21 protein-coding genes are annotated in these 24,930 nt (G+C 33.3%); 12 read left to right on the forward strand and 9 right to left on the reverse strand.

Going from position 1 to position 24,930, the window contains the following annotated elements; translation table 11 throughout:
- Positions 1 to 27 precede the first annotated feature (27 nt).
- The 8 genes from E0I61_RS16070 to E0I61_RS16105 all read left to right on the forward strand — a co-directional run bounded on the left by E0I61_RS16070 (position 28) and on the right by E0I61_RS16105 (position 8,111).
- Positions 28 to 1,065, forward strand: coding sequence for a hypothetical protein (locus E0I61_RS16070; protein WP_132072650.1), 1,038 nt, complete (start codon positions 28 to 30; stop codon positions 1,063 to 1,065).
- 187 nt (positions 1,066 to 1,252) lie between these two features.
- Positions 1,253 to 1,738 carry an NUDIX hydrolase gene (locus E0I61_RS16075; protein ID WP_132072651.1) on the forward strand — a complete coding sequence of 162 codons (486 nt, stop codon included), beginning with the start codon at positions 1,253 to 1,255 and terminating at the stop codon, positions 1,736 to 1,738.
- Positions 1,739 to 1,969: 231 nt separating this feature from the next.
- A complete protein-coding gene (locus E0I61_RS16080; protein WP_132072652.1) occupies positions 1,970 to 3,004 on the forward strand; it encodes a helix-turn-helix domain-containing protein in 1,035 nt (344 codons plus the stop codon).
- A gap of 91 nt (positions 3,005 to 3,095) precedes the next feature.
- Positions 3,096 to 5,519 (forward strand): TonB-dependent receptor domain-containing protein, encoded by a 2,424-nt coding sequence (locus E0I61_RS16085; protein WP_132072653.1) that lies wholly within the window; start codon positions 3,096 to 3,098, stop codon positions 5,517 to 5,519.
- A gap of 195 nt (positions 5,520 to 5,714) precedes the next feature.
- On the forward strand, positions 5,715 to 6,236 hold the full coding sequence (locus E0I61_RS16090) for a GNAT family N-acetyltransferase (protein WP_131992546.1): 522 nt from the start codon (positions 5,715 to 5,717) through the stop codon (positions 6,234 to 6,236).
- Positions 6,237 to 6,411: 175 nt separating this feature from the next.
- Positions 6,412 to 7,065, forward strand: a complete 654-nt coding sequence (locus tag E0I61_RS16095; RefSeq protein WP_132072654.1) for a hypothetical protein — start codon at positions 6,412 to 6,414, stop codon at positions 7,063 to 7,065.
- 217 nt (positions 7,066 to 7,282) lie between these two features.
- Positions 7,283 to 7,645 carry a DUF2200 domain-containing protein gene (locus E0I61_RS16100; protein ID WP_131992531.1) on the forward strand — a complete coding sequence of 121 codons (363 nt, stop codon included), beginning with the start codon at positions 7,283 to 7,285 and terminating at the stop codon, positions 7,643 to 7,645.
- 28 nt (positions 7,646 to 7,673) lie between these two features.
- Positions 7,674 to 8,111: a VOC family protein gene (locus E0I61_RS16105; RefSeq protein ID WP_131992528.1), complete on the forward strand. Its 438-nt coding sequence runs from the start codon at positions 7,674 to 7,676 to the stop codon at positions 8,109 to 8,111.
- A 555-nt stretch (positions 8,112 to 8,666) separates the two neighbouring features.
- On the opposite strand, the gene E0I61_RS16110 is transcribed toward E0I61_RS16105, so the two are convergent.
- Positions 8,667 to 9,263, reverse strand: a complete 597-nt coding sequence (locus E0I61_RS16110) for a GNAT family N-acetyltransferase (protein ID WP_132072655.1) — start codon at positions 9,261 to 9,263, stop codon at positions 8,667 to 8,669.
- 300 nt (positions 9,264 to 9,563) lie between these two features.
- Here E0I61_RS16110 and E0I61_RS16115 point away from each other — a divergent pair, with 300 nt between their 5' ends.
- Positions 9,564 to 12,404, forward strand: a complete 2,841-nt coding sequence (locus E0I61_RS16115; RefSeq protein ID WP_132072656.1) for a M16 family metallopeptidase — start codon at positions 9,564 to 9,566, stop codon at positions 12,402 to 12,404.
- A 197-nt stretch (positions 12,405 to 12,601) separates the two neighbouring features.
- Here the strand turns inward: E0I61_RS16115 and E0I61_RS16120 are convergent, their stop codons facing one another.
- Together E0I61_RS16120 and E0I61_RS16125 are read right to left on the reverse strand one after the other, a co-directional pair.
- Positions 12,602 to 12,961, reverse strand: a complete 360-nt coding sequence (locus tag E0I61_RS16120) for a hypothetical protein (RefSeq protein ID WP_131992519.1) — start codon at positions 12,959 to 12,961, stop codon at positions 12,602 to 12,604.
- A gap of 18 nt (positions 12,962 to 12,979) precedes the next feature.
- Positions 12,980 to 14,158: an AIR synthase related protein gene (locus E0I61_RS16125; RefSeq protein WP_132072657.1), complete on the reverse strand. Its 1,179-nt coding sequence runs from the start codon at positions 14,156 to 14,158 to the stop codon at positions 12,980 to 12,982.
- A 358-nt stretch (positions 14,159 to 14,516) separates the two neighbouring features.
- Between E0I61_RS16125 and E0I61_RS16130 the strand changes: the two genes are divergently transcribed.
- Positions 14,517 to 14,825 carry a DUF4242 domain-containing protein gene (locus E0I61_RS16130; protein WP_235832146.1) on the forward strand — a complete coding sequence of 103 codons (309 nt, stop codon included), beginning with the start codon at positions 14,517 to 14,519 and terminating at the stop codon, positions 14,823 to 14,825.
- A 276-nt stretch (positions 14,826 to 15,101) separates the two neighbouring features.
- Here E0I61_RS16130 and E0I61_RS16135 read toward each other — a convergent pair whose 3' ends face one another.
- On the reverse strand, positions 15,102 to 15,905 hold the full coding sequence (locus E0I61_RS16135; protein ID WP_165930239.1) for an OmpA family protein: 804 nt from the start codon (positions 15,903 to 15,905) through the stop codon (positions 15,102 to 15,104).
- 155 nt (positions 15,906 to 16,060) lie between these two features.
- Positions 16,061 to 18,250, reverse strand: coding sequence for a glutamine synthetase III family protein (locus E0I61_RS16140; protein ID WP_131992507.1), 2,190 nt, complete (start codon positions 18,248 to 18,250; stop codon positions 16,061 to 16,063).
- A gap of 295 nt (positions 18,251 to 18,545) precedes the next feature.
- On the opposite strand from E0I61_RS16140, the gene E0I61_RS16145 reads away from it, so the two are divergent.
- Positions 18,546 to 19,493, forward strand: coding sequence for a TerC family protein (locus E0I61_RS16145; RefSeq protein ID WP_131992504.1), 948 nt, complete (start codon positions 18,546 to 18,548; stop codon positions 19,491 to 19,493).
- 66 nt (positions 19,494 to 19,559) lie between these two features.
- On the opposite strand, the gene E0I61_RS16150 is transcribed toward E0I61_RS16145, so the two are convergent.
- On the reverse strand, positions 19,560 to 20,069 hold the full coding sequence (locus E0I61_RS16150) for a hypothetical protein (protein WP_131992501.1): 510 nt from the start codon (positions 20,067 to 20,069) through the stop codon (positions 19,560 to 19,562).
- A gap of 354 nt (positions 20,070 to 20,423) precedes the next feature.
- Positions 20,424 to 20,924, reverse strand: coding sequence for a hypothetical protein (locus E0I61_RS16155; protein ID WP_131992498.1), 501 nt, complete (start codon positions 20,922 to 20,924; stop codon positions 20,424 to 20,426).
- Positions 20,925 to 21,081: 157 nt separating this feature from the next.
- Between E0I61_RS16155 and E0I61_RS16510 the strand changes: the two genes are divergently transcribed.
- Positions 21,082 to 21,279 carry a DUF1543 domain-containing protein gene (locus tag E0I61_RS16510; RefSeq protein WP_235832147.1) on the forward strand — a complete coding sequence of 66 codons (198 nt, stop codon included), beginning with the start codon at positions 21,082 to 21,084 and terminating at the stop codon, positions 21,277 to 21,279.
- A 157-nt stretch (positions 21,280 to 21,436) separates the two neighbouring features.
- Here E0I61_RS16510 and E0I61_RS16165 read toward each other — a convergent pair whose 3' ends face one another.
- The gene (locus E0I61_RS16165) at positions 21,437 to 23,428 is read right to left on the reverse strand and encodes a T9SS type A sorting domain-containing protein (protein WP_132072659.1); all 1,992 of its coding nucleotides are present in this window, start codon (positions 23,426 to 23,428) and stop codon (positions 21,437 to 21,439) included.
- A gap of 493 nt (positions 23,429 to 23,921) precedes the next feature.
- Positions 23,922 to 24,930, reverse strand: a 1,009-nt coding sequence (locus E0I61_RS16170; RefSeq protein ID WP_132072660.1) for a T9SS type A sorting domain-containing protein, incomplete at its 5' end; no start/stop codon positions are given.

The following is a 24,930-nucleotide window of genomic DNA, read 5'->3' on the forward strand; positions in this document are numbered from 1 at the left end:
AGCTGATAGTCTTGAAAACCATGACGAATGAATTACGATCCAAAAGAAATAATTAAATATACTGCCTTACTCGAAGAACTTGAAACTTCGCAAAAATTAATCAATTTAGGCTTTGGTGAAATTCAAAATTTGTCATTAAATAATAGTTTCCATTTTTTGCCTTTCCAGCTTTTGTCACAAGGTTTTGAAAGATTTATGAAATCATACATCTGTTTGGCATTTGAAAATATAAACGGTAGATATCCGGATTTTAATTATTTGAAAAATCTCGGACATAACCTTGAATCTTTATTAGAAGAAATTTTAAACAACTATTTCTATAAATTTGATCGACCTCAATACTTAGAGGATGAGACTTTTTTAAAGCAGAATCAAGAGTTAAAAGAATTACTTTTTATCATTTCAGAATTCGGAAAAAAATCAAGATATTATAATTTCGATTTAATTACTGAGAGTAAGCAAAAACCCTTAAATACAAAAGAACTATGGAATAAATTCGAAAATAAATATTTGTTCAAAGATGAAAAATTATTAAATAAATTATTTAGTAATGAAACTGAACATGAAGTTTTTTACAAATTAAATAGCATCATAATAATAATTTTTGAAAAATTTATTTCTGCTTTATCAAGGCAATTCATTTTTGATTGTTTAGGTGGAAAAGCTAAACAAATGTCGGTAAGTTCATTTTTCGACTTTGGTATGTTATACGAGAAAGACTTTGGAAACAAGGATTATAGAAAAATGACGACAAGATATAATCAAGCACCAAGAAAAGTTCACAAACGGACATTGGTAGACGAACTTGAAAGAAAGCTAAATCCAAATTTCAAATCAAAAAAAATCTTGAAGTCAGATTACGATGGAGATTGGCCATTCTACGCTGATGAAGTAGTTATAGAATGTAGAAATCAACATTGGTGTGTAATTACGATTGAAGGACACGATTACGCTTTAAATGGTTCTGCAAAAGGAAGATATAAACTAGAAAATCCACAAGACGGAGGAATGGTAATGATGGATAAAAATTTCAGCGCTTTTATAGATTTGGCAAGGAAACTATAGACCATCAGCTAACAGCCCATTTTCGCAAGAGCTGGTCTGTAGATGGTTGGATGATTTTTTTTCCAAGAAAATCTTATCTTAGCAGAGAGTACTCTGCCTCTATTTCCGCTCCTGCGCAAATGGGCGACACGTTAGTGGCAAGCATAATGAAGTTGACGAAAGACTAAAAGTTAAACATTTTGATCTTTTGAAAGAACTAAATAATTCCAAAAACGCTGAATTAAAAATGGAGAAAAAAATATTCTTTTCTATAAAAACCCTTATTGTTAATAACAATAAGTTTTTAGCCGTTTACAACTTCGAAAATGGTCAAAAATTATGGGACTTACCTGGTGGTAAAATGGAATTTGGTGAAACAGCTGAAGAATCACTAAAAAGGGAAATATTTGAAGAACTCGGAATTGAGATAATACCTATCAAAGTGATTGATACTTGGAATTACATACATGATGAAAATTGTCAAATTACAGGTATTATATATTTCAGTGAAGTGAAAACAGATAAAATTCGTATATCTGAAGAGCATGACGGGTTTGACTGGATAGGTTTTGAGCAAATAGATGAAATTTTTACGAGAGATTTTTTATTAGATAAAATGCAACTTTGGGATTGGGATTCTATTATTGATAATAAAATTAAATTCACTAAATCAGTAATCATATCTAACTCATAGTAAACAAGAATGCCAGCCGCTAACAGCCGTTTGGCAAGATTGGGGTTTTAGGCTTAATTTAAAGTTGGTCTTGTGTTTGGGAAATTTGTGTTTAACCGAAAAATAAATCTTAATTTAATCCCCACCTGCGTGAAGCCCCGGGACGTTACCTGCAAGCGTTCCGAGCGACACGAAAAGCAGAAAAAACAACAAAAATTGTGCTACATTTGCCCAAAAAACTTAAATAAAACAATGCTCCAAACAATTCAAATCATTGCTTTAATACAAGGAATTTTTGTTCTTATTATTTTGTTTACAAATCGAAAAGATTACAAAAAAACTACTTTTTGGTTGCTCTTTGGAGGTTTAATCTCTGTTTTGCTTTACATCTTGGGTGATGACAAAAACAATCTGTTTGTTAAAGATACAGATTGGTTTCTTTTTGATAACACCTTATTTGTAACCTTTCTTTTTTTGTTTTTCAAGTATTACAAAAACGAAAGAAAAAAATTTATAAAATCCAATTATCTATTTTTTCTTCCCAACATTTTTTATTTAATTCTTGAAGTACTTGAAATAAAATTACCCAAAGAAAACTTGAATATTGAAATTCTTGAAGTACTTATGGAAATAACTTTTGTGATTTATCTAGGCTTAATCTTATATTCCGTTTTTACAGATAAAAGAAGAATTTGGACCACTTATTTTGTTATTCCAATTGTTATTTTATTAGTATTTTCTTGTATAAATGATGTTCTTAAAATAATAGGATTAGAAGAATTGTCTTTTTTCAGTAATCAAAACTTTAACTCCTATCTTTTATTAATTGTCGCATTTTTATTCTATTTTATTTCTTTTAAATTATTAAGCAAAGGGAAAGATATTTTGCCGAAAAACGAAATAAGCAAATACAAAAATTCTAAACTAAACACAAAACTGATTGAACAACATAAGTCTGATTTAATTAATTCAATGGAAATGGATAAATTATACTTAAATGGGAAATTATCCATTCAAGATGTTTCAAACGAACTCAATATCCCAAAACAGTATATTTCGGAAGTTTTAAATGAACATATGAAAATAAATTTCCAAGATTTCATCAATGAATACAGAGTAGAAGAATTTATAAAACGCCTAAAAAACGACCAAAATAATCAATTTACACTTTTAGGAATTGCCACAGAGGTAGGTTTTAATTCTAAATCTTCTTTTAATGCTATATTCAAGAAATACAAAGGTTTAACACCAACTCAATTCAAAAAAAATCTTGCACAAAACAACTAATTTGTACAAAAAAATTATTCTGCACTTGTCTTTTGTTATTTACTCGTTGTTACTCACGTTCTTTGCAGTATAATTTACAAATTGATCAAAAATGTCTCTACAAAAAGCATCAAAAAAAATACTGTATTTTTTGATTTTACAACTTTCATTCTTCTCAATATCAAACGCACAAACTAGCGTAACCGTTTCGGGTATTATTAAAGACAAAAACAGCAAAGCTGTTTTGCCTTTTGTAAACGTAGTTTTGAAAACTGAAAAAGATAGCTCTTTTGTAAGTGGGACAGTTACCAACGAAGAAGGGCGATTTTCATTATCAAAAGTAAAGTCAGGCGATTACCTTTTAGAGGTTTCTTTTATCGGCTACAAAACAACAAAACAATCGCTGTTCGTGGGTAATCTAACAGAATATCTTGACATTAAAAACATTGAGATAGATGAAGAATCAACATCTTTGCAAGAAGTTGTTGTAACAGGAAAAACAGCCGAGATAAGTGAGAAAATGGATAAAAAAACATTTTCTTTGAAAGACAATATCAGTCAAAGTGGTGGTTCGGTATTACAAGCAATGCAAAATTTACCAAGTGTTACAGTACAAGACGGAAAAGTACAATTGCGAGGAAACGATAAAGTAACAGTGTTAATTGACGGTAAACAAACAGCATTGACAGGTTTTGGAAACCAAACAGGCTTAGATAATATTCCTGCATCTGCCATTGAAAAAATTGAAATTATTAACAATCCTTCTGCCAAATATGATGCAAATGGAAATGCAGGAATTATCAATATTATTTACAAAAAAAACAAAAAAGATGGTTTTAATGGAAAGTTTGGTTTTACAACAGGTGTTGGTTCACTTTGGGTACGAAAAGAAAATTTACCAACCATAAGACCACAATATACTTTTACGCCAAAAATCAACCCAAGCGTTTCACTCAATTATAGAAAAAACAAAGTCAATGTCTTTTTTCAAGGCGATTATTTATATACTGAAACGCTCAACAAAAATGAATTTGTAATAAGAAATTACGACAATGGCGAAGTCATAAATTCACAATTAAAACGCAACAGAAACACACATTTTACGACATTGAAAAGTGGTTTTGATTATGCAATTAACGACGAAAATTCTTTGACTATTTCCGGACTTTTTGGAAGTGAAAAAATAATTGACAGAGGCGACCAACCCTTTTTTAATAGCGATTTTTCACAACGAAACAGACTTTGGCAGTTTTTAGAAGATGAATTAAAAACAACCATAATGGCAACTGCCAGCTATCAACACAAATTTAAAGAAGCAGGACATTTGCTAAATATTGGTTTAAATTACACTTTTCACAGAGAAGACGAAAAATATTTTTACGACAATTATTTGCCAACTTCCACAGGAACCGATGCGTTTAAATTATTGTCTGACGAACAAGTTTATGATTTTAATTTTGACTACATAAAACCACTTAAATACGGACGAATTGAAACAGGCATAAAACTTCGCAACAGAAATATACCGACAAATATGCAATTTATACCAGGTGTGAATTCTGTATTAGACACCAATGCAGGCGGTTGGGCAACTTACAAAGAATTAATTCCTGCCGTTTATGGAAACTACATTTTTGAAAACAAAAAATGGGAAGCCGAATTAGGATTACGAATTGAGTATGTAAAAATTCAATATGAAGTTAATCCTAACCATATAGTATATCAAAGTGATGGTTATAATTATACCCAACCGTTTCCAAATTTACGTTTGGCATACAAAATTAACGACAACAATAAAGTTTCCGTTTTCTACAACCGAAGAGTTGACCGACCAAATGAAGTTGATATTCGTATTTTTCCAAAATATGATGACGCAGAAATTATAAAAGTGGGGAATCCTGCATTGCGACCACAATTTACCAATTCGATAGAATTGGGATATAAAAAAAGTTGGGAAAAAGGAAGTTTATACAACGCTATTTATCACCGATTTGCTGATGGTACAATTACAAGGATTTCAAGTACTGTTCCACCAAGTAATTTAATTTATGCAACATTTCAAAACGTAAATAAAAGTTACAACACAGGAATTGAAATGGTTTTAGCACAAGAAATTTCTAAATTGTACTCATTCAATATTAATCTAAACGCATACAGAAATCAAATTGATGCATTTACAGTTGAAAACAAATATCCAACTACACATACTTTTTCAGCAGACAAACAAGAAATATATTCTGGAAACATAAAATTGAACAATACGTTTCATTTTCCTAAAAACATAGATGTACAATTAACAACAATTTATTTAGCACCCGATATAATTCCACAAGGAAAAATTAAATCAAGGTTTTCATTAGACCTTGGGCTAAAAAAAGCAATTCAAAAAGGGAAAGGCGAACTCTTTTTTAACGCTACAGATTTGCTAAACACAATGATAATCAAAAAAGAAATCAACGGACAAAGTTTTAACTATACAAGTAATGACTATTACGAAACACAAGTAATAAGGCTTGGATATAGTTATAAATTTTAACGGAAAGTGTAGTACGGAAAATACGCCAGCAGGTAACAGCCGTTTGGCAAGATTGGGGTTTTAGGCTGAATTTAAAGATGGTTTTGTACTTGAAAAGTTTAGTAATAATCCGAAAATAAATCTTAATTTAGTCCCCAACCTCGCCAAGCCACCGGACGTTAGCTGTCAGGCAAAAAAACCGTCTTTAAAACAAAAATGAATAAGAACTTGCAAACTTTCCCAATATTGATTACCGAAAGGTTGACGCTTCGGAAACTTTCAAAAAATGATTCCGAAGAAATATTGCAACTACGCTCGAATACAGAAATAAATAAATTTCTTGACAGGAAACCGAGCAAAACATTAGAAGATGCCTTAAATTTCATCAAAAGTATAATTGAAGATGAAAGCAATGAACTTTTTTATTGGACAATTACAAAAACTGGCGAAGATAAATTAATTGGTACAATTTGTCTATTTGACTTCTTAGGCGGTTTAAAGAAATGTGAAATTGGATATGAACTTCTTACTGAATATAATTGTCAAGGAATTATGATCGAAGCTGCGAAGAAGGTTATAGGATATGCAATTGAAACACTTGGACTAAAAACGATAGATGCAATAACGCATAAACATAATCAAAGCTCTACTAGACTTCTTCAAAAATTAAATTTTAAGAAATTGGAAGATGCAGTCGAAAATAATCCAAATCTTATTCTATTTAGATTGACAACATAAAGCTATCAAGGTCCGCACAGCTAACAGCGGCTTCAAGAAATTGGGGTTTAAGTCTTGACTTTGAATATTGTTTTGTACTTTCGATATCCGTGATTATCCGAAGAGTTTGTGGGTGTTTTCCGCAACCGTCGCAAAACCACAGGACGTTGTGCGCAAACTTAAAAGTGTACCTAAAATGAAGAGAAGTATAATAATATTGATAATGGCAACAGCAGGGCTTTTTTCCTGTAAGCAAAGTAGTAATTCAACGCCAGAAAAACCTTTAAACTCTATAAAAAAAGTAGAGTACAAAAGGCATGACGATACTGAAAATTATTATACTAAACATGAATATCACGAGTCTAACGGTGCACGGCTGATAATACAAAACAGCTTTCCAAAAAGTAATATTCACTACACTAATCCTAATGGTAAGAAATATATTTATGCTATATTTTGGACTCGAGTAACCAATGAAACAATTAGTCCTTTAGAATTGAAAATTGATTTTCCTTCAGAAGTATTTGAAATTACACCAGCGGGAAACTATATGAAATTACTTATTTCTTCTGAGCAAATTACAATCGAGAAGTCGTCGCTGCCCGACTATGGTCTGCCTTTAAAATCTTTTTTAGATAATAATATCGATAAATCATCTTCCTTAAAAAAGACTATTAAACCTAAGGAATCAACTGATTTTTATGTCGTAACGCTCTCTAATCAAAGAGTAGGCGAAGGTACATTACGAACAGGGCTTAGCTTGAGAGGGCAAAATCTTTTTTACAGAGTTAACAATAAAGAAATCCCTTGCGGAAAGATTGATTTAACAAAATTAATGATACGAAAATAAATAAATAAAAAGCCAGCGCACAAAAGCTACTACAACGGATTTGGATAATTGACTTAATGGGAAGTCGGTTTTGTATTTGGGATGATTTGCTTCGCCTGTTCGCTATCGCTCGGGTGGCAAATCCGAATAATGGGCTTAATTTAGTCCCATACCACTAGTAGCAAGGGAAAATTGTGCGTCATTCTAATACGACTCCAAAAATAACAACAAATAGGAAATGAATAACACAAATAATCACGATGAGCGTATTGCGAAAATGACATTCACTTCGGTATATCCTCATTATCTCGCAAAAGTGGAGAAGAAAGGCAAAACGAAAGAAGAATTACATCAAGTAATTGAATGGCTCACTGGTTATGATGACAAAAGCCTTCAAAATTACATTGATGAAAAAGTAACCTTTGAAAAATTCTTTAAGAATGCAATTATAAACCCTAACGCTCAACTGATAACTGGTGTAATCTGCGGCTATCGGGTGGAAGAAATTGCAAATCCATTAACACAACAGGTACGATATTTAGACAAGTTGGTAGATGAATTAGCAAAAGGAAAGGCTTTGGATAAAATTTTAAGAAAGTAAACCATTTAACAACTTAAAAAATAAAATTATGGCACTTATCAATCCTCACATTAACTTCAACGGAAATGCCGAAGAAGCATTCCATTTTTACAAATCCGTATTTGGCGGAGAGTTCGCAAAGATTATGCGTTTCAAAGACATATCAAGCCCTGAATTTCCAGTAGCAGAAAACGAAGCAGAAAAAATAATGCACATTGCTCTGCCTATTGGCCAAAATATTCTAATGGCCAATGACGTTCCAGAAAGTATGGGTCGAGTAAATGAAAATGAAAACAGATCTAAAATATCTATTAGCGCAGCAAGTCGTGAAGAAGCCGACAAGTTATTTAGCGGACTTTCAGCAGGCGGAAATATTGAAGTGCCTATTACCGATAGTCCTTGGGGTTCCTATTTTGGGATGTTTAGAGACAAATTCGGTATTGAATGGATGGTGGATTTTGACCCAAAATATAACGGAAAAGTATAAGTAAAAAACAACGAAGCCTAACAGCGGTTTCTGGCAACCCGACCATGCTGATATAAAACAATCGTCAGCGCAGTTTTGCAAACAGCGCCTAAAATAGTGAGCTATTAATATAAAAAGCTATGAGTAATTCATGGCTTTTTGCTGTTTTAAATTCTCTGTCTCTTATTGAAAAAAGCCTTCCGATTTACTCTTAAAATTAGAATAAATCCACTCCTAACTTAACAACAAATCTTAAAAAATTACTGGCTAATTCAATTAGCTAACTTTCATTCACTTATATTAAATTTTAAATTCTGAATATCGTGACTACTGCTATTTAATTTTTATACCGTATGACTATAGAAATTTCTTTAGAAAAAAAACAATCATTGGATTTATCCTCAACCTAGTGCTAACAGCTGTAGTAACGATAAAGGACATTAGCAAATACAAACAAATGGAGGAAGATCTGAAAGAAACAGAATCAAAATACAGACAATTAATAGTCTACAAAAAAGCAGTGCCGATTCGATGATTTAAACAATAAACGGAATCTGGGAACCAATAACTTTTGCCCTATAATTTCCTTTTCAAATTCTCTTTAACGGCATCAAACCATTCGTTTCTTAAGATACTTAATACAATACTATCGCGACGAACTTCACTTCCAAAAGTAGGCATGTGATTGCGCAACACTCCTTCTACTTTACAACCGATGCTTTTCATGGCCGCAATACTTTGCTGGTTATTATTGTCAGCTCTAAATTCTACGCGTTCCATTCCTAATGTTTCGAAGGCAAATTGTAATAATAGAAATTTACAATGCTTATTTAACCCAGTTCCTCGAAACGCTTTACCGTACCAAGTATACCCCAATTGAAGTGTTTTGAATTCTAAATTGATATCGTAAAAACGAGTACTTCCAGCATATTTTCCTGATTTTTTATCGAAAACGATGAAGGGAAATTCGGTTTTATTTTCCCTTGCTTTTAAGGCAATTTGAATATAATTTTCAAGATTTTCTTTTACATTGGCACGAACTAAAGAATACTCCCAAGTCTCCGGTTCGTTGAGGGAAATCTCTAATAAGTTTTCAACATCTGATTCCAATAATGGGCGCAGTAAAACAGTTTCATCTTCTAAAATGGTGTTTTTGGGGAAATTCGTGTTCATACTTATACTTATTTATGCCTAAAAAAATCCTAAATACTTAAGGCTCTTTCATTTTATCGGACGTTACTAATACCGTTCTGATTAAAAAAATCAATGAATTTTAATCTCTTTATTCAAATATTAAAATCAAATTTTCGACAGAGGAATAATTTTAAATCAAGTCGTAAAATTAATGCAAATCTCTACATTTAACTTCTTCCGATTTAGAGATTTATTATTTTTATTTTCTTAATTTCGTTATCGGTAGCAAAGAATTAGTTTAACTAAACAACTACGAAATCCAATTTTAAAAATTAAACAATGAAATCAATCCAGTTTTTTATCCTCCATTTAGTTCTTTTTACGGCATTCAGTTCCTATTCCCAAAATCAAAGTAAAACGGATAAATCAAAAGAATTTAAAGTAGAATTTGAACAGTTCACCCTAGAAAACGGTCTGCATGTAATCTTGCATATTGATCGATCTGACCCAGTTGTTGCTGTTGCTTTGACCAGCCATGTAGGATCTGCGAGAGAAAAAGAGGGTCGCACCGGATTTGCCCATTTATTTGAGCATCTTCTTTTCTTGGAATCTGAAAACTTGGGAAAAGGAGGATTGGATAAAATGAGTGCCCGAATTGGAGGCTCTGGCGCCAATGGCTCTACCAGCAGAGATCGTACAAATTATTTTCAGACTGTTCCTAAAGACGCTTTAGAAAAAATGATTTGGGCCGAAGCTGATAAATTAGGCTATTTCATCAATACCGTAACAGAACCCGTTTTAGCCAAAGAAAAACAAGTGGTTAAAAATGAGAAAAGACAGAGTTATGACAACAGACCTTATGGACACAACTTTTCTGTAATCTCTAAAAGTTTATACCCGGCAACGCATCCGTATAGCTGGGATGTCATTGGTTCCTTAGAAGATTTACAAAATGCGACGCTTGAAGATGTAAAAAGTTTTTACAATCGCTGGTATGTACCTAATAATGTTACGCTAACTATTGCAGGAGATTTTGATGTCAAACAAACAAAAGCTTGGGTCGAAAAATACTTTGGAGAAATAAAACGTGGAGAAGCTATTCCTAAAATGGAGAAGCAGTCTGTAACATTGACCCAAACTAAAAAACTGTATTATGAAGATAATTTTGCCCGTTTACCACAATTAACACTAACATGGCCTTCGGTTTACGAATACCATCCTGACAGTTATGCCTTGGAAGTTTTGGCCAGTTATCTTTCAAAAGGTAAAAAAGCACCTTTATACAAAACCCTCGTAGAAGACAAAAAAATAACGGATGCCGCTGACGTTTTCCAATACAATTCAGAAATAGCGGGTCAGTATATGTTAAGTGTTACTGCTTTTGAAAAAACAAATTTGAATGAAGTAATGAATGGTGTAAACGAAGCTTTTAAAAACTTTGAATCCGAAGGAATTTCGCAACAGGATTTAAATCGAATTAAAGCGGGACAAGAAACTGCTTTTTACACAAATCTATCCAGCGTATTAGGAAAAGGGTTTCAACTGGCACAATATGAAATTTTTGCAGGAACTCCGGATTATATCAACCAAGATGTAAAAAATATTTTGGCGGTTACTACCGAAGATGTGATGCGCGTGTATCAAAAATACGTCAAAGGAAAACACTTTGTAGCCACAAGTTTTGTGCCAAAAGGAGAAGCCAATTTAATCTTGAACGGTTCCCTATTAGCACCCGTTGTTGAGGAAAAAATCATTGAAGGAAAAGAAGATTCATTTGATGCCAGCATTGTTGCAACGTATGAAAAAACACCTTCTAAATTTGATCGAAGTGTGGAACCCGTTTATGGAGAAAGCCCTGATGTAAAATTACCGTTGGTGTGGAAAAATAAGTTGTCATCCGGTTTAAACGTTTTTGGTATTGAAAACCAAGAAGTACCTCTTGTTCAATTTCAATTGCAAATTAAAGGTGGAATGTTACTTGAAGAAACAAATAAAACAGGAGTTTCAACTATGCTGGCTGAACTGATGACAAAAGGCACAAAAAACAAAACTCCGGAGCAACTGGAGAATGCTATTGAAAGTCTGGGGGCCACAATTAAAGCGTATGCGACTGATGAAGCCATTTTTATTTCAGGAAACACACTGGCAAAGAATTACAATGCGACTATGGCATTAGTTCAGGAAATAGTGTTACAACCCCGTTGGGATGCAAAGGAATTTGATTTGATTAAACAAAGTACTTTAAGCCAAATTCTACAACAGAAAGCAGATCCAAATAGTATTGCCAGAAATGAATTCAAAAAATTAATTCATGGAAAAGAATCTATTTTATCCAACAACCGCATCGGTACCGAAAACTCTGTAAACAGCATCACTATTGATGATTTGAAAAATTATTATTCTAAAAATAGTTCGCCATCTGTTTCTGATTTTCAGATTGTTGGTGCTATTTCAAAAACGGATGTGATTAATTCATTAGCGACTTTAAATAAAAACTGGGAGGCTAAAAAAGTTACGATTCCTAAAATAGCAACTGCAAATACGGTAGCCTCCTCAAAAATTTATTTTTACGATGTTCCGGGCGCAAAACAATCTGTAATCCGAATTGGTTATCCTGCTCTTGCCGCTACTGATGCTGATTTTTATCCCGCTCAAATAATGAATTATCGTTTGGGCGGTGGTGGTTTTGCCTCTCAGTTTACGCAACAATTGCGTGAAGGAAAAGGATATACGTATGGCATTGGTTCGTCATTTGATGGTTCAACCAACAAAGGTCCATTTACTATTTCTAGTGGTGTACGTTCTAATGTAACGTTTGAATCCGTTAGTTTGATAAAAGAAATTGTAGCGCAATACGGGAAAAATTTCAACGAGAATGATCTTGAAGTGACTAAAGGATATTTAATCAAAAGTAATGCGAGAGCATTTGAAACGCTTTCGGCTAAACTGGAAATGCTTTATGACATCAGCAACTATAATTACGCTGATGATTATGCAAAAAAACAGGAAAGCATTGTAAAAAACAGCACTATTGGAAACATAAAAAAGCTTTCAGAGAAGTATTTGAATGCTGATAAAATGATCTATTTAGTGGTAGGCGATGCTGAAACGCAATTGAAAAAGCTAGAGCAAATTGGTTTTGGGGAGCCAATTCTTTTAAATAAACCAGCTATAAAATAAACGCTGATTCAATTTAGCTAATCTCGGTTATAAATCACTGATCGTCTTAGCCCAGATCGAAGTGAAAATCCCGGACTGCAAACAAATAATTTTTCTTGTCCTGAAAGAGCGACCAACGGAAGCTCCTTTCAGGATTTAGAAAAATATTTTTTTTAAGGGAGGATTGTAACGGAGCGCTGGATTAGCTCCTAAAAAAATTATTCACTCATTTCGTCATAACGTTCCGGAACTTGTGGATCATACAGCGGACACTTGAATTCTTCCATTATATTCACTAAAGTATCCATTGTCTTTCCTTCAGTACCATAACAATCAATTTTTATACTTTGGGGAGTCGTTCTGATGTGAAAAGCACCCACACCAGTGTTATTTTTCCAACTCTTATCGTCTACTTTTTCCCATTTTGAGAATACAGAAGCGATTCTATTCAAGATAACTTGAACAGGAAGTTCTTCAAGACCATTAATTTCGGCTTGCTCTTCTACAATAGTTTCATAAACTAAGTGATGGTTGAGATAAATTCCCTCAAGATATTTCCAAAAAACCAATTCGTACATAGTATTTTGTTTTATTTTTTAATATTCGAAAGTTCCGTATTCGCTGGTAATCGTCAGTTGTTTGGTATCGGCTGCCGCTACTCTACCTACAATTTGTGCATCAACATTAAATGATTTTGAAATCGCAATAATATCTTGGGCAACTGCTTCCGGAACATAAATTTCCATTCTGTGTCCACAATTGAATACTTGGTACATTTCTTTCCAATCTGTTTTAGATTGTTCTTGTATCAACTGGAATAATGGAGGGACCGGAAATAAATTGTCTTTTATAATGTGCAGGTTTTCTACAAAATGTAAAATTTTAGTTTGCGCTCCTCCACTGCAATGCACCATTCCGTGAATTTCATTAGAAGAATATTGGTCTAAAATTTTCTTGATAATTGGCGCATACGTTCTGGTAGGCGAAAGCACTAATTGTCCGGCATCTATTGGTGAATTTTCAACTGCATCCGTCAATTTTACTTGTCCGGAATAGATTAATTCCTCAGGAACTGCAGCATCGTAACTCTCCGGATATTTGGTTGCCAAATATTTCCCGAAAACATCATGACGCGCCGATGTTAATCCGTTGCTTCCCATCCCGCCATTATAGCTTTTCTCGTAATTGGCCTGACCAAAAGAAGCCAATCCTACAATTACGTCACCTGCTTGAATATTAGCATTATCAATAACTTTAGAACGTTTCATACGAGCTGTTACTGTTGAATCTACAATTATAGTCCGAACAATATCGCCAACATCTGCCGTTTCACCACCTGTTGAATGAATGGTTACACCAAAAGAATCCAGTTCTTTAATTAGCTCTTCGGTTCCGTTGATAATTGCTGAAATTACTTCGGCGGTAATCAAATTTTTATTTCTTCCAATAGTGGACGAAAGCAAAATATTATCCGTTGCTCCTACACACAATAAATCGTCAATATTCATGATTAAAGCATCTTGAGCAATGCCTTTCCAAACGGAAATATCTCCTGTTTCTTTCCAATACATGTAAGCCAAAGAGGATTTAGTTCCAGCTCCATCAGCATGCATGATTAAACAATATTCTTCATCTTGCGTTAAATAATCAGGGACAATTTTGCAGAAAGCTTGTGGAAATAATCCTTTATCAATATTTTTTATCGCATTATGAACATCTTCTTTGGATGCCGAAACACCGCGAAGCGCATATCTTTTTGAAGTATCTGAACTCATGTAGTATAGTTGTGAAGCCTGCTTTATGGCAGGTAGTTGTGCGGCAAAGATAATTATTTTTTTGGGTTTTGCCTATGGGGTTATCAAGTGTTTCGTTAAATCTACAATCCGTCTATAAAGTGTAGTTTTATTTCATTAAATTTGTTGTAATGTTTTCTATACTAGATTATTACATGTAAAAATCAACATCTAAATACCGTTTATCTTAATCGGTATTATCCTAAATTTATATTGATTTTAATTGAAGTTCATCAATAAATTACCTCTAAAAGTTTAACAAATTTTAAACCATGAATTAAACTTAGAAAAGTGGAAACCAGCGACCACTATAAAAAACGGGGCCTTGCCGAAAAGCCTTATGAGTCGGAAATTAAACAACAACATCATGCCTAAATATGTAATTGAAAGAGAGATTCCCGGTGCCGGTAAATTTAGCGCCGAACAATTGAAAGCTATTTCGCAAACTTCTTGTGGAGTGTTGGGTAAAATGGGACCCCAAATCCAGTGGGTTAACAGCCAGGTAACCGCTGACAAAATCTATTGTACTTATATTGCACCAAATGAGGAAATGATTCGTGAACATGCGAAACAAGGTGGTTTTCCTGCAAATTCCATAAATCGAATATCAGCAATCATTGACCCGACAACCGCAGAAGAAACAGTTTAGCAAACTAAAATTAAATGTATTTAACTTTAACCCAAATTCCGCATTAGAAATCTACTGCATCTAAATTCTTCTTCAAAACCAAGTACTTACTCCAATTTTTAAAATTGAAAGACAAAAGTATTCCTTCTTTAAAAATTGTCCGTGAGCCCTTGTTTTATTAAATAATTTAGCTTCGTCACGAAGTCTAATGTGGAATCTGGGTTTAAAAAAAATGCCAATCCAAAACGGAAAGGCATTTTCTATATAAAACGTTTGTTATTATGTTACAGCATAACACTATTTTTTCACGACAAGAATCTCGACTCTTCTGTTAGCAATTCGTTCTGCTTCATTTTTTTCTGGCAACGCATATATAGGCCTGCTGCTTCCAAATCCTCTATGACCCAATCTTGAAGTGGCAATTCCATTTCTTATTAAATAATCAAATACAAATTTTGATCTTCTGTAGGAAAGTTTTACGTCATTTGGATTCTCATTACAACAAATATGTCCGTAAACATAAATTTTTAATTGAGGATTCATTTTTAAAACATGAAGAAGATCTGAAAGAATTGGTTCTGATTCTGTAATTATTTTTTCTGAATTAAAATAAAAATTTAGATTTTCGAGTTTTATTAAATCTCCTACTTTAGCTTTATTAACTTTTTCAATCAGAGAAACATTATTTTTTATTTCATTAACTGAAACTTCTTTGTCTTGGGCATTTTCAAAAGTTAAATTCTCATTATCCGTTTTTTTCTTGATGGATGTCTTATCTTGGTAATAAACTAAAACTTTTCGGTTATCGCTTTGATTTTTTAATTGTTGAAAGTCCTCTCCCAAACCGTATAATTCAAGTTTCTCGCTCAGATGAACTTTATTAAATTCTAAAAGTGCGAGTACGTTATTAGCTCTTCGAAAAGATAATTCCTTGTTATAAGAATTGGAATCTATGCTATCACAATACCCTTGAATCTTTAAAACTTCTTTGCCTTTTGAATTTTCTAACCATTTACAAAAATCATGTTGTGATTTTTCATTAATTATATCTTGGTTAAAATCAAAAAATAAAACCAGTTTATCTTGAGCGAATAAAGTCATTGTTTTAAAAAACAACAAAACCAAAAGGATCTTTATTCTCATAGTATAAAAAGTTATATTTTATTCTGAAATAACGCACAAATAAAAAAAATCGTATAAAAAAAACACCCGATTCACTATAAAAGCGGATCGGGTGAAATTAAAAAAAAAATCTTTTATTTTGTAAACAACAATTCTCTGTATTTAGTCAATGTCCATAATTCATTGTCAACTAATAATTCTAGTTTATCGCAGTGCTCACGGATTACTTCAAAATATGGTTTTACTGAATCACAATATGCTTCAGCCATTTCTTGGGCATCAGTCAAAATATTTGCTTTCTTTCTTTCGTTTGTCATCGCTTCAACTTTAGAATTGATTCCTTCGATATGGCCCGAAATTTCTCTGATTAAGATGATTTGCTCTTTGGCAATCGATTCAAATTCAGCTCCAAAAATATCTTTCAATCCTTTAACGTTTTCAATTAAAGTATTTTGGTAACGAATTGCAGTAGGAATTACGTGATTTTTAGAAATATCACCTAAAACTCTACCTTCAATTTGAATTTTCTTAGTGTACTCTTCCAATTCAATTTCGTAACGCGCTTCCACTTCAATGTGGTTCATGATACCCAATTCAGAAAACAAATCCAAAGCTTGTTTTGAAGCTCTCGCTTTTAATGCTTGCGGCGTTGTTTTGAAGTTGCTTAAACCTCTTTTTCCTGCTTCGATTTCCCATGCATCGCTGTATCCATCTCCTTCGAAGAGAATATTTTTAGAAACTTTGATATATTCTCTCAATACATTGAAGATCGCATCATCTTTCTTCATGTCTTTAGACTCGATCAAAGCATCAACTTCTTTTTTGAAATCTCTCAATTGTTTTGCTACAATGGCATTCAAAGTAGTCATTGCATTTGAACAGTTTGCAGTAGAACCAACGGCTCTGAACTCAAATTTATTTCCTGTAAAAGCAAATGGTGAAGTTCTGTTTCTGTCTGTATTATCCAAAAGTACATCTGGAATTTTACCCACTACATTTAATTTTAAATCTGTTTTTTCTTCTGGAGATAATTTTCCTGGAGTTACACCTTCTAATTCAGCTAAAACTTTTGTCAATTGTCCCCCAATAAACACAGAGATAATTGCCGGTGGCGCTTCATTTGCACCTAATCTATGATCATTACTTGCAGAAGCAATAGCTCCTCTCAATAATGCTTCATAATCATTAACCGCTTTGATCGTGTTGATAAAGAAAGTCAAAAACTGTAAGTTGCTCATTGGCGTTTTACTTGGACTTAATAAGTTAACTCCAGTATCAGTTGCCAATGACCAGTTGTTGTGTTTTCCTGAACCATTTACTCCTTTGAACGGTTTTTCATGGAATAATACTTTTAAATCATGACGTTCCGCCACTTTTTGCATTACATCCATTAATAAACAGTTGTGATCAACCGCTAAGTTTGTTTCTTCAAAAATAGGAGCCAATTCAAATTGATTTGGAGCCACTTCGTTATGACGCGTTTTAACCGGAATTCCTAACAACATACATTCTTGCTCTAAATCTCTCATGTACGTTAAAGCACGAGTTGGAATAGAACCAAAATAATGGTCATCTAATTGTTGTCCTTTTGCAGAAGTATGTCCAAGCAAAGTTCTTCCTGTCATCATAAGGTCAGGACGAGAATCTGCCAATGATCTGTCGATCAAGAAATATTCTTGCTCCCATCCTAAAGTTGCCGTAACTTTTTTGACATTTTTATCAAAATATTTACACACTTCGGTGGCAGCGTCGTCCATAACAGTCAAGGCTCTCAATAAAGGTGTTTTATAATCTAAAGCTTCTCCTGTATAAGAAATAAAAACGGTTGGAATACATAAAGTAGTTCCAAAAATAAATGCTGGAGATGTTGGATCCCAAGCGGTATATCCTCTTGCTTCAAATGTGTTTCTAATTCCTCCATTTGGGAAACTAGATGCATCTGGCTCTTGTTGTACTAATTGAGCACCACCAAATTTTTCTACCGGATCGCTACCATCATAAGATGTTTCGAAAAAAGCGTCATGCTTTTCAGCAGTAGTTCCTGTAAGTGGTTGAAACCAGTGTGTATAATGAGTTACTCCTTTTGACAGAGCCCACTCTTTCATACCCATGGCAATATAATCAGCTAATTTTCTGTCTATTTTAGTTCCATGCTGAACAGCACCTTGCACTCCTTTAAAAGCATCCGAAGTCAAATATTGCTTCATTGCTTTATCATTAAACACATTCGAACCAAAAATAGTTGATTTTCTATCGGTTTCTTCAAATTGAACAGGCTTTCTGTTTGATGCTTCTCTCAAAGCTTGAAAACGTAATGTTGACATAAAAAATTATTTTTATAGATTAAACCCCTAATATTTTGGTGCAAATATAATTCAATTATTACTTTTATGAAATTTTACCTCTATTTTTTATGGGTAATTAATTAATTTTATCAAATTCTTAAAAAACACGCTTAATAATAACAACATAATAATTTTAGTGATGCTATTTTTTTTAACTGTTATTTTCCATCAAAAAATTAAAACGCTATTTATTCTATAAAAAAACTTTAGATTAAATATTTATGGAAGTTAAAAAACCAAAAAGTATCTTTGTACAACTTTAAATATTTTATTTATGATTGTCTGGATTTCTTTTTTAGCAGCAGTAATGATTTTTCTAGCTCTTGATTTGGGTGTTTTCAATAAGACACCACATATTATAAGTTCAAAAGAGGCTGGTAAATGGACGGCCATATGGGTCACATTATCTTTTATGTTTTCAGGAGTAGTGTATTGGCTTTACAGTAATAATTACATTGCTAATCCTGATGCATTGAAACCGGCAACTGCATCCATAAAGTTTATTACCGGTTATTTAATCGAATTATCTTTAAGCATAGACAACATATTTGTCATCGCTATAATCTTCTCCGCTTTTAAAATTCCACAAAAATACCAACACCGTGTTTTATTTTGGGGAATATTGGGTGCGATTGTCTTTAGAGGTTTGATGATCTTTTTTGGCGTTATGTTAATCAACAAATTTTCTTGGATGACGTATATTTTTGGGGCATTCCTGATCTACACTGCTATGAAAATGCTATTTAGCGGTGATGATGAACAATTTGAACCCAAAAAATCTTTTGTTTATAAAAGTCTCAAAAAAATAATGCCCATCTCAAATCATATTGATGAAGAGCATTTTTTTGTAAAAAGAAGGCATATAACAGCAGCAACCCCTCTTTTTGTGGCACTTGTAGTTATTGAAGTTATGGATGTGGTTTTTGCTATTGACAGTGTTCCTGCAATTTTAGCGATAACAAATGATCCCTTTTTAGTTTTTAGCTCTAATATTTTTGCCATTTTAGGATTGCGATCCATGTATTTTTTCTTGGCTAATATGTTGGCAAAGTTCAGCTATCTCGAATACAGCCTTATTGCTATTTTGAGTTTTGTAGGATTAAAAATGCTACTTCATGATTTTATTGAAATTCCGGAATGGGGTTCGCTGGCTTTTATTGCATTATCACTTATAATAGGAATTGCAGTGTCGCTTAGAAAAAGCAGTAAAGAGTTTGTATAATAATTCAAAAAAACAGAACGCATAAAAAAAGGAAATCTCACGATTTCCTTTTTTTATGATTAAAGCTTAAAAATTAATTTTTTGAATTTGACTTTCATTAATATTTAATGCTTTGATAACTTCTGCATAGTTGTTTGTATTCAAAGTTTTAGAAAAACTTCCTGGGACAATTATTATTCTTAAAACTTGGTTTGATTTAAATTCATTTGGAACCGTCGATAAATCATTCCCAACTAAATAAATATCTACATCGTTTACAGTGAAATCAAAATCAAATCCAAAATTTAAGGTTCCACTAGGAGAGTAATGTGTTTCTGGCAATAATTTCCAAACATCTTTGCCTTGAAACACTCCTGTAAGTCTATAAACTAAAACCACATCCGACTCAAAAATAGGTGGGTCAAACAGAACCGTTTTGGTGAAATTATTTGATGAACTAAACGAAACATTTGTAACTTCAATAACCTCGGCTATTAATCCGTCCTGCCCGTCTTGTCCGGGTATTCCTTCTGGTCCTTCACAACTTGAAAATATTGTTATTCCGATAACCGCTAAAAGTGAAATTATTTTTTTCATAATATGGGTTTTTTAAATTCCCATTAAAGATATCTCTAAAATAATAAACAAAAAAAAATATTTTCCTAATTTTTATCTAAAATATTTGAATTGTTTTTCCATCAATCACCGCATGTTAAAATCAATAGTAATTCATCTAGGTCTTTGATATTTTCAGCCTTAAACTGGCTAAAATCAGCCCTATTCGTCAGTTCGAACGCAGTCGAAAACCTTCATCGTATCTCGATTTTAGTTTATCCTGGACGAAGTTAAAGAGTTCGATATGACAAAAATATATTGATTAATGTTATGAACTGAATTAAAAGCATAAAAAAAGGAAATCGTGAGATTTCCTTTTTTTATTAAAAGAATATTTTACAAATCAATTTTCTTAACCTCAGTCTTGCTAACACTTAATGCTGACATTACGGAGTCAATATTATTTTTATTAACTGTTTTGGCAAAACCATCTGGTATAATTACAATTCTAAAAGTTTGACTTTGCGTCCAGCTTGGCTCTAAAGTATTAAGACTGAAATTAGCCGAAAGAAAGATTTTAACATCAAATCTAGTATAATCAAAATTAAAATTTAATTCCCCTCCATCATTAAAATAATACGTTTGAGGCATTAATTTCCAAATATCTTGCCCATTTACAGTATCATACAAATGATATACTAAAACGGAATCAGATGAGTAAAGTGGCGGATCAAATACGACCAAACGACTATAATTATTATTGGAATTGAATGAAGTTGTAACTTCAAACACTTCTGTTCTAGGGCCATTATCCACATCATCATATACTTCAGTTACTTCGCAACTTTGTAGTGTCATCATCCCGATGAAAACTAAAAATAAGGTAATTTTTTTCATTCGTTATAGCTTTAATAATTTATACTTTAAAACTCTATTCATGAATTGTGCCAAAGTTTATTTTAAAAAATAATGCACTTTTGGGAAATGGAAAAAGAACTTAAATTACACATGATAATGTTAGGCTGTACATCAGAAGGCCGGTTAATAGAACAGCATGATATTTTTTTTTGGAATTGGTAATTCCTTGAAAGAATTGATTCCACACATGAATACTTTTTGGCCCGAAGCCAAAGGAAAACTTCTCATTGATACTTGGCGAGAAGCTTTTGTGATGAAAAGCTTCTCGATACTTTTTGGCTTATTAAACTCCCGTTTCAAAACATCTTATTTCAAGCCAAAAAACTCGAAGTGACGGTACGAAATAACGAAACAAAATGCCTGAATCGAACTGACGTTTTTTAATCACATTCGACGGGTTAAACTAACTATTAGACAGTCGCATATCGAATTAGCGCACAAAAAAAGCATCCGCGAAAACGGATGCTTTTTAGTTAAAATTAGTTTTATAATTATTCAGAAGAAATTACTTTTTTAATACTGCTTCCGCGATTAGTAGTTACTTTTACAACATAAACTTGGTCTCTTCCTCTATTCAATTTTAGATCAAGCGTAACTTCTTTATTCAAATAACTATTGGTATCGGATTTAGAAAGAACCGAAATACCTTGTGAATCAAACACTTCTATTTTTACATCCGATTTGTAGTCAAAATCATATCTTATGGTAAGCTGATCTTTGAAAGGAACAGGGTACGTAGTAAAACCTGCAGTTTCAGTTTTTGTTTCTATCGGCGCAACGGCTTCAGTAGTTTTAGCAGCTTGTGAGGGTGCCGCACAAGTAGCCGTTGCACTACTGCAATTAGCCGGAGAAGAAGTACAATTAGCTGGGCTCGTAGCTGTAACACTTGGATTAGAACCTGCCGCAAGATTACTGAATATAACTGGCACATTTGCCACAGCCATAACACCTGGATTAGCACCATTTAATTTGTAAGTGTATCCAATAATAGGATTACAAACCTCGATACTACCAGTTGCTGGCCCACAAAGTGACGGCTGAGTTATTTTTAATGAAGGTGCTGATGGCGTTACCGGCTGAGAATTAACAGCTATACTACCTGTTGCACTGCAAATGCCATTGGTAGCAACTAATGCGTACGTACCAGGAATTACTAAACTGAATACACCGCTAACGGCTGTGTATTTTAAAATTCCTGCCTGCGTAAGTGTATACGTTATACCGCTAACAAGTGATGTTACAGTAACAGTTCCGGTTGCTGTACTGCAAGTTGGTTGTGTTACTGTTGCTGCTGGTGTACTTATCGCAGGTGGTGCTCCTATTGTCACACTACAGGTTCTAGAAGAACAACCATCACTTACTGTCAAAGTATACGTACCAGCGGCTAGAGTGGAAACAGAAGAAGTTGTACCTACTACTGCATTGGAAGAGTTTTTCCAACTGTAACTAACAGTACCTACTGCATTACTTACCGCTCCTGCTGTTACCGAACCATCTCCACCAGAACAACTAACGTCCGTTTTAGTGCACGCCCCTAAAGCAAGGCCAACCAATGGCCCACCAATTGTCTCAGAACCAGATTTCATACATGCTGTTGGGCTTCTGGAATCCTTTACAGTCCAAGTATAGCTGCCAGCTGAAAGACCAGAGTAAGTTTTAGGTGAATTTTCCGGAGTAGTAAATACACCTCCATTGAAGCTTACCGAATACGGGGGTATCCCTCCACTGAAAGTAAGTGTAACCGTGCCATTACTACCACCATAACAACTTACATTTGCATGTGCATCACTGGCCACAAGTGGAGTCTGAATATCAACTGGTTCAGGAGTTCCGCATTTAGGTGAAATATCTAAAACGCCTTTAGAGTCTAGCTTTGTAGTTAAATTAGTACAACTGTTACCACTTGTTTGATTTACTACATTAGAAGCATCCGTCCATGCTAAATATAAGTTTTTTAATCTCAAGGTAGTACCACAGGTGTAAGAAATATCCTGGAAGGTAACTGATGTAATTTTATTCTTCGGCAATCCTGTAACATCATTACAACCTGATATATAAGTTTCAGTAACGACAGTACCGTTTGTTACCTCTAAAGTTCCCCAAAAAGCAAAAGTAGGTCTAAACGATGATGTTTTATTATTAATTGATAACTCTAAAGGAAAAAGTGCAGTACCGCTTGTACATTCAAAACAAGCTGGGGTAATTATCCTGGCTCCCACTATTTCCAAATCATTGGATGTACATCTTTCTTGAGGAGGAAGTGTCGGTGTTGTTTGTGCAACTATTGTTGAAAAACCAAAGAAACACAATATAGAAAGCAACGAAACTCGAGTTATTTTACCCAATACATCTCGAGAATCAATTAGGGTTCTCCCTTTAAATTTTAAAGAACTTAATGTAGAAATTTTGTTTTTCGATAAAAAGCAACAAATTATTTTGCTCGATAAAGCTTCGAAAAACTGCTGAAGTGTAGTATTTTTCATAATATTGTAATTTTACTCCATAGTTGTTAAAAAATAGGAAACCAGTAAACTTGGGAAAGAAAAAATCATATAAAACGAAATACCTCCATAAGAGTTCATGAAGTAAACCATCGTCAAAAGAATATTTTATTTTGGGGGAATAAACTACCTTTTATTAACCAAGTTGGGGCTTTAAAAGAAACTTAAAAACCTTAATTATAAATTAATAAATAAGTTAAAAAAAGAAAAATAGAAAATTTTTCGATTGAAGCGATAAACTTCCCGTATTAAAAAACACCTTTAAAAAAAAATTGAAGACTCCTTCATCAAAAGGATATTTTATTGTGGGGAACAATAACTAAATTCTTTTTATTTACCAACGAAGTGGCTTTACAAAACAATCTAAAAATCAATTTTAAAAAAAGGGATAAATAAACCTCGAAAGCAAAAGCTTTCGAGGTTTAATTTTATACTCTAATCCGTTTATTTTTTGGACTAGATGATTATTTACAACCTATTTTGAAGAAATTACTTTTTTCACACTACTTCCTCTGTTGGTAGTTACTTTTACAACATACACTTCTGATCTATCTACATGAGAATTAAGATTTAGTGTAACTTCTTTGTTCAAATAACTATTACTATCCATTTTTGAAAGTACTGAAACACCTTGTGAATTAAGTACATCGATTTTTACATCAGATACATAATCAAAATTATATCTAACAGTAAGTTGGTCTTTGAAAGGAACAGGATAGGCATCAAAACTTGCTTTATCACCCAAGCCATCTCCTCCTTTTGTAGCACTAGTTCCTCCTAACGGACATCCTGAATTATTAAGAATATCCAATTGAGTTGCTAATTTTCCAGGTGCGCTTCCTCCTGCTAAATAGGCCGCATTAACGGCATCTATAACTGATTGCGGACTATCAGAATAAGGTGCCGGATAATCAACTTCGTCGCTACAAGTATTCAATAAAGCGGCTACTCCTTGACGAGCTAAATTAAAAATACCTCCACCACCTAAATTCAGCGCTTGCAATAAAGTTAAATCAGCAAGATTGGACGGTGCATTTACAAACACATCTCCAAACAACATTGAAGGAGTATAGTTTGAACACCATCTATTAGTATGGTTTTTCCAGTATCCTAAAGTACAACCCTCAAATGCACAAATTTGATTAGTAACCAGAACCACATCAGAAGCGGTACATCCATTTACTGGATCAGTAACGGTTAATGTGTACGTACCGGCTGCATTTACAGTTGGTGTAGCTGTTGTAGCTCCAGAAACAATGTTTCCGCCATTGCTGGCAATCCAGGAGAAAGTTGCTCCTGCTGTAGAGGAAGATCCTGATAATAATGCAGTAGTTTGACCACATAATATCTGAACATCAACCCCTGCATTTACATTAGGCGGCGTATTATTTAAGGTTACTAAAGCTACGTCGGTAGCAGTACATCCATTTAATGGATCAGTAATAGTCAATGTATACGTACCGGCTGCATTTACAGTTGGTGTA

This window comes from Flavobacterium ranwuense, assembly GCF_004349315.1.
GTDB classification, from domain to species: Bacteria; Bacteroidota; Bacteroidia; order Flavobacteriales; family Flavobacteriaceae; genus Flavobacterium; species Flavobacterium ranwuense.

What these genes read in the sequence shown, in the direction of transcription:
- E0I61_RS16070 (WP_132072650.1), top strand. Translation starts at nt 28, where the DNA reads ATGAATTACGATCCAAAAGAAATAATTAAATATACTGCCTTACTCGAA.
- E0I61_RS16080 (WP_132072652.1), top strand. Translation starts at nt 1,970, where the DNA reads ATGCTCCAAACAATTCAAATCATTGCTTTAATACAAGGAATTTTTGTT.
- E0I61_RS16085 (WP_132072653.1), top strand. Translation starts at nt 3,096, where the DNA reads ATGTCTCTACAAAAAGCATCAAAAAAAATACTGTATTTTTTGATTTTA.
- E0I61_RS16090 (WP_131992546.1), top strand. Translation starts at nt 5,715, where the DNA reads ATGAATAAGAACTTGCAAACTTTCCCAATATTGATTACCGAAAGGTTG.
- E0I61_RS16095 (WP_132072654.1), top strand. Translation starts at nt 6,412, where the DNA reads ATGAAGAGAAGTATAATAATATTGATAATGGCAACAGCAGGGCTTTTT.
- E0I61_RS16100 (WP_131992531.1), top strand. Translation starts at nt 7,283, where the DNA reads ATGAATAACACAAATAATCACGATGAGCGTATTGCGAAAATGACATTC.
- E0I61_RS16105 (WP_131992528.1), top strand. Translation starts at nt 7,674, where the DNA reads ATGGCACTTATCAATCCTCACATTAACTTCAACGGAAATGCCGAAGAA.
- E0I61_RS16110 (WP_132072655.1), bottom strand. Translation starts at nt 9,263, where the DNA reads ATGAACACGAATTTCCCCAAAAACACCATTTTAGAAGATGAAACTGTT.
- E0I61_RS16115 (WP_132072656.1), top strand. Translation starts at nt 9,564, where the DNA reads ATGAAATCAATCCAGTTTTTTATCCTCCATTTAGTTCTTTTTACGGCA.
- E0I61_RS16120 (WP_131992519.1), bottom strand. Translation starts at nt 12,961, where the DNA reads ATGTACGAATTGGTTTTTTGGAAATATCTTGAGGGAATTTATCTCAAC.
- E0I61_RS16125 (WP_132072657.1), bottom strand. Translation starts at nt 14,158, where the DNA reads ATGAGTTCAGATACTTCAAAAAGATATGCGCTTCGCGGTGTTTCGGCA.
- E0I61_RS16130 (WP_235832146.1), top strand. Translation starts at nt 14,517, where the DNA reads ATGAGTCGGAAATTAAACAACAACATCATGCCTAAATATGTAATTGAA.
- E0I61_RS16135 (WP_165930239.1), bottom strand. Translation starts at nt 15,905, where the DNA reads ATGACTTTATTCGCTCAAGATAAACTGGTTTTATTTTTTGATTTTAAC.
- E0I61_RS16140 (WP_131992507.1), bottom strand. Translation starts at nt 18,250, where the DNA reads ATGTCAACATTACGTTTTCAAGCTTTGAGAGAAGCATCAAACAGAAAG.
- E0I61_RS16145 (WP_131992504.1), top strand. Translation starts at nt 18,546, where the DNA reads ATGATTGTCTGGATTTCTTTTTTAGCAGCAGTAATGATTTTTCTAGCT.
- E0I61_RS16150 (WP_131992501.1), bottom strand. Translation starts at nt 20,069, where the DNA reads ATGAAAAAAATAATTTCACTTTTAGCGGTTATCGGAATAACAATATTT.
- E0I61_RS16155 (WP_131992498.1), bottom strand. Translation starts at nt 20,924, where the DNA reads ATGAAAAAAATTACCTTATTTTTAGTTTTCATCGGGATGATGACACTA.
- E0I61_RS16510 (WP_235832147.1), top strand. Translation starts at nt 21,082, where the DNA reads ATGATATTTTTTTTTGGAATTGGTAATTCCTTGAAAGAATTGATTCCA.
- E0I61_RS16165 (WP_132072659.1), bottom strand. Translation starts at nt 23,428, where the DNA reads ATGAAAAATACTACACTTCAGCAGTTTTTCGAAGCTTTATCGAGCAAA.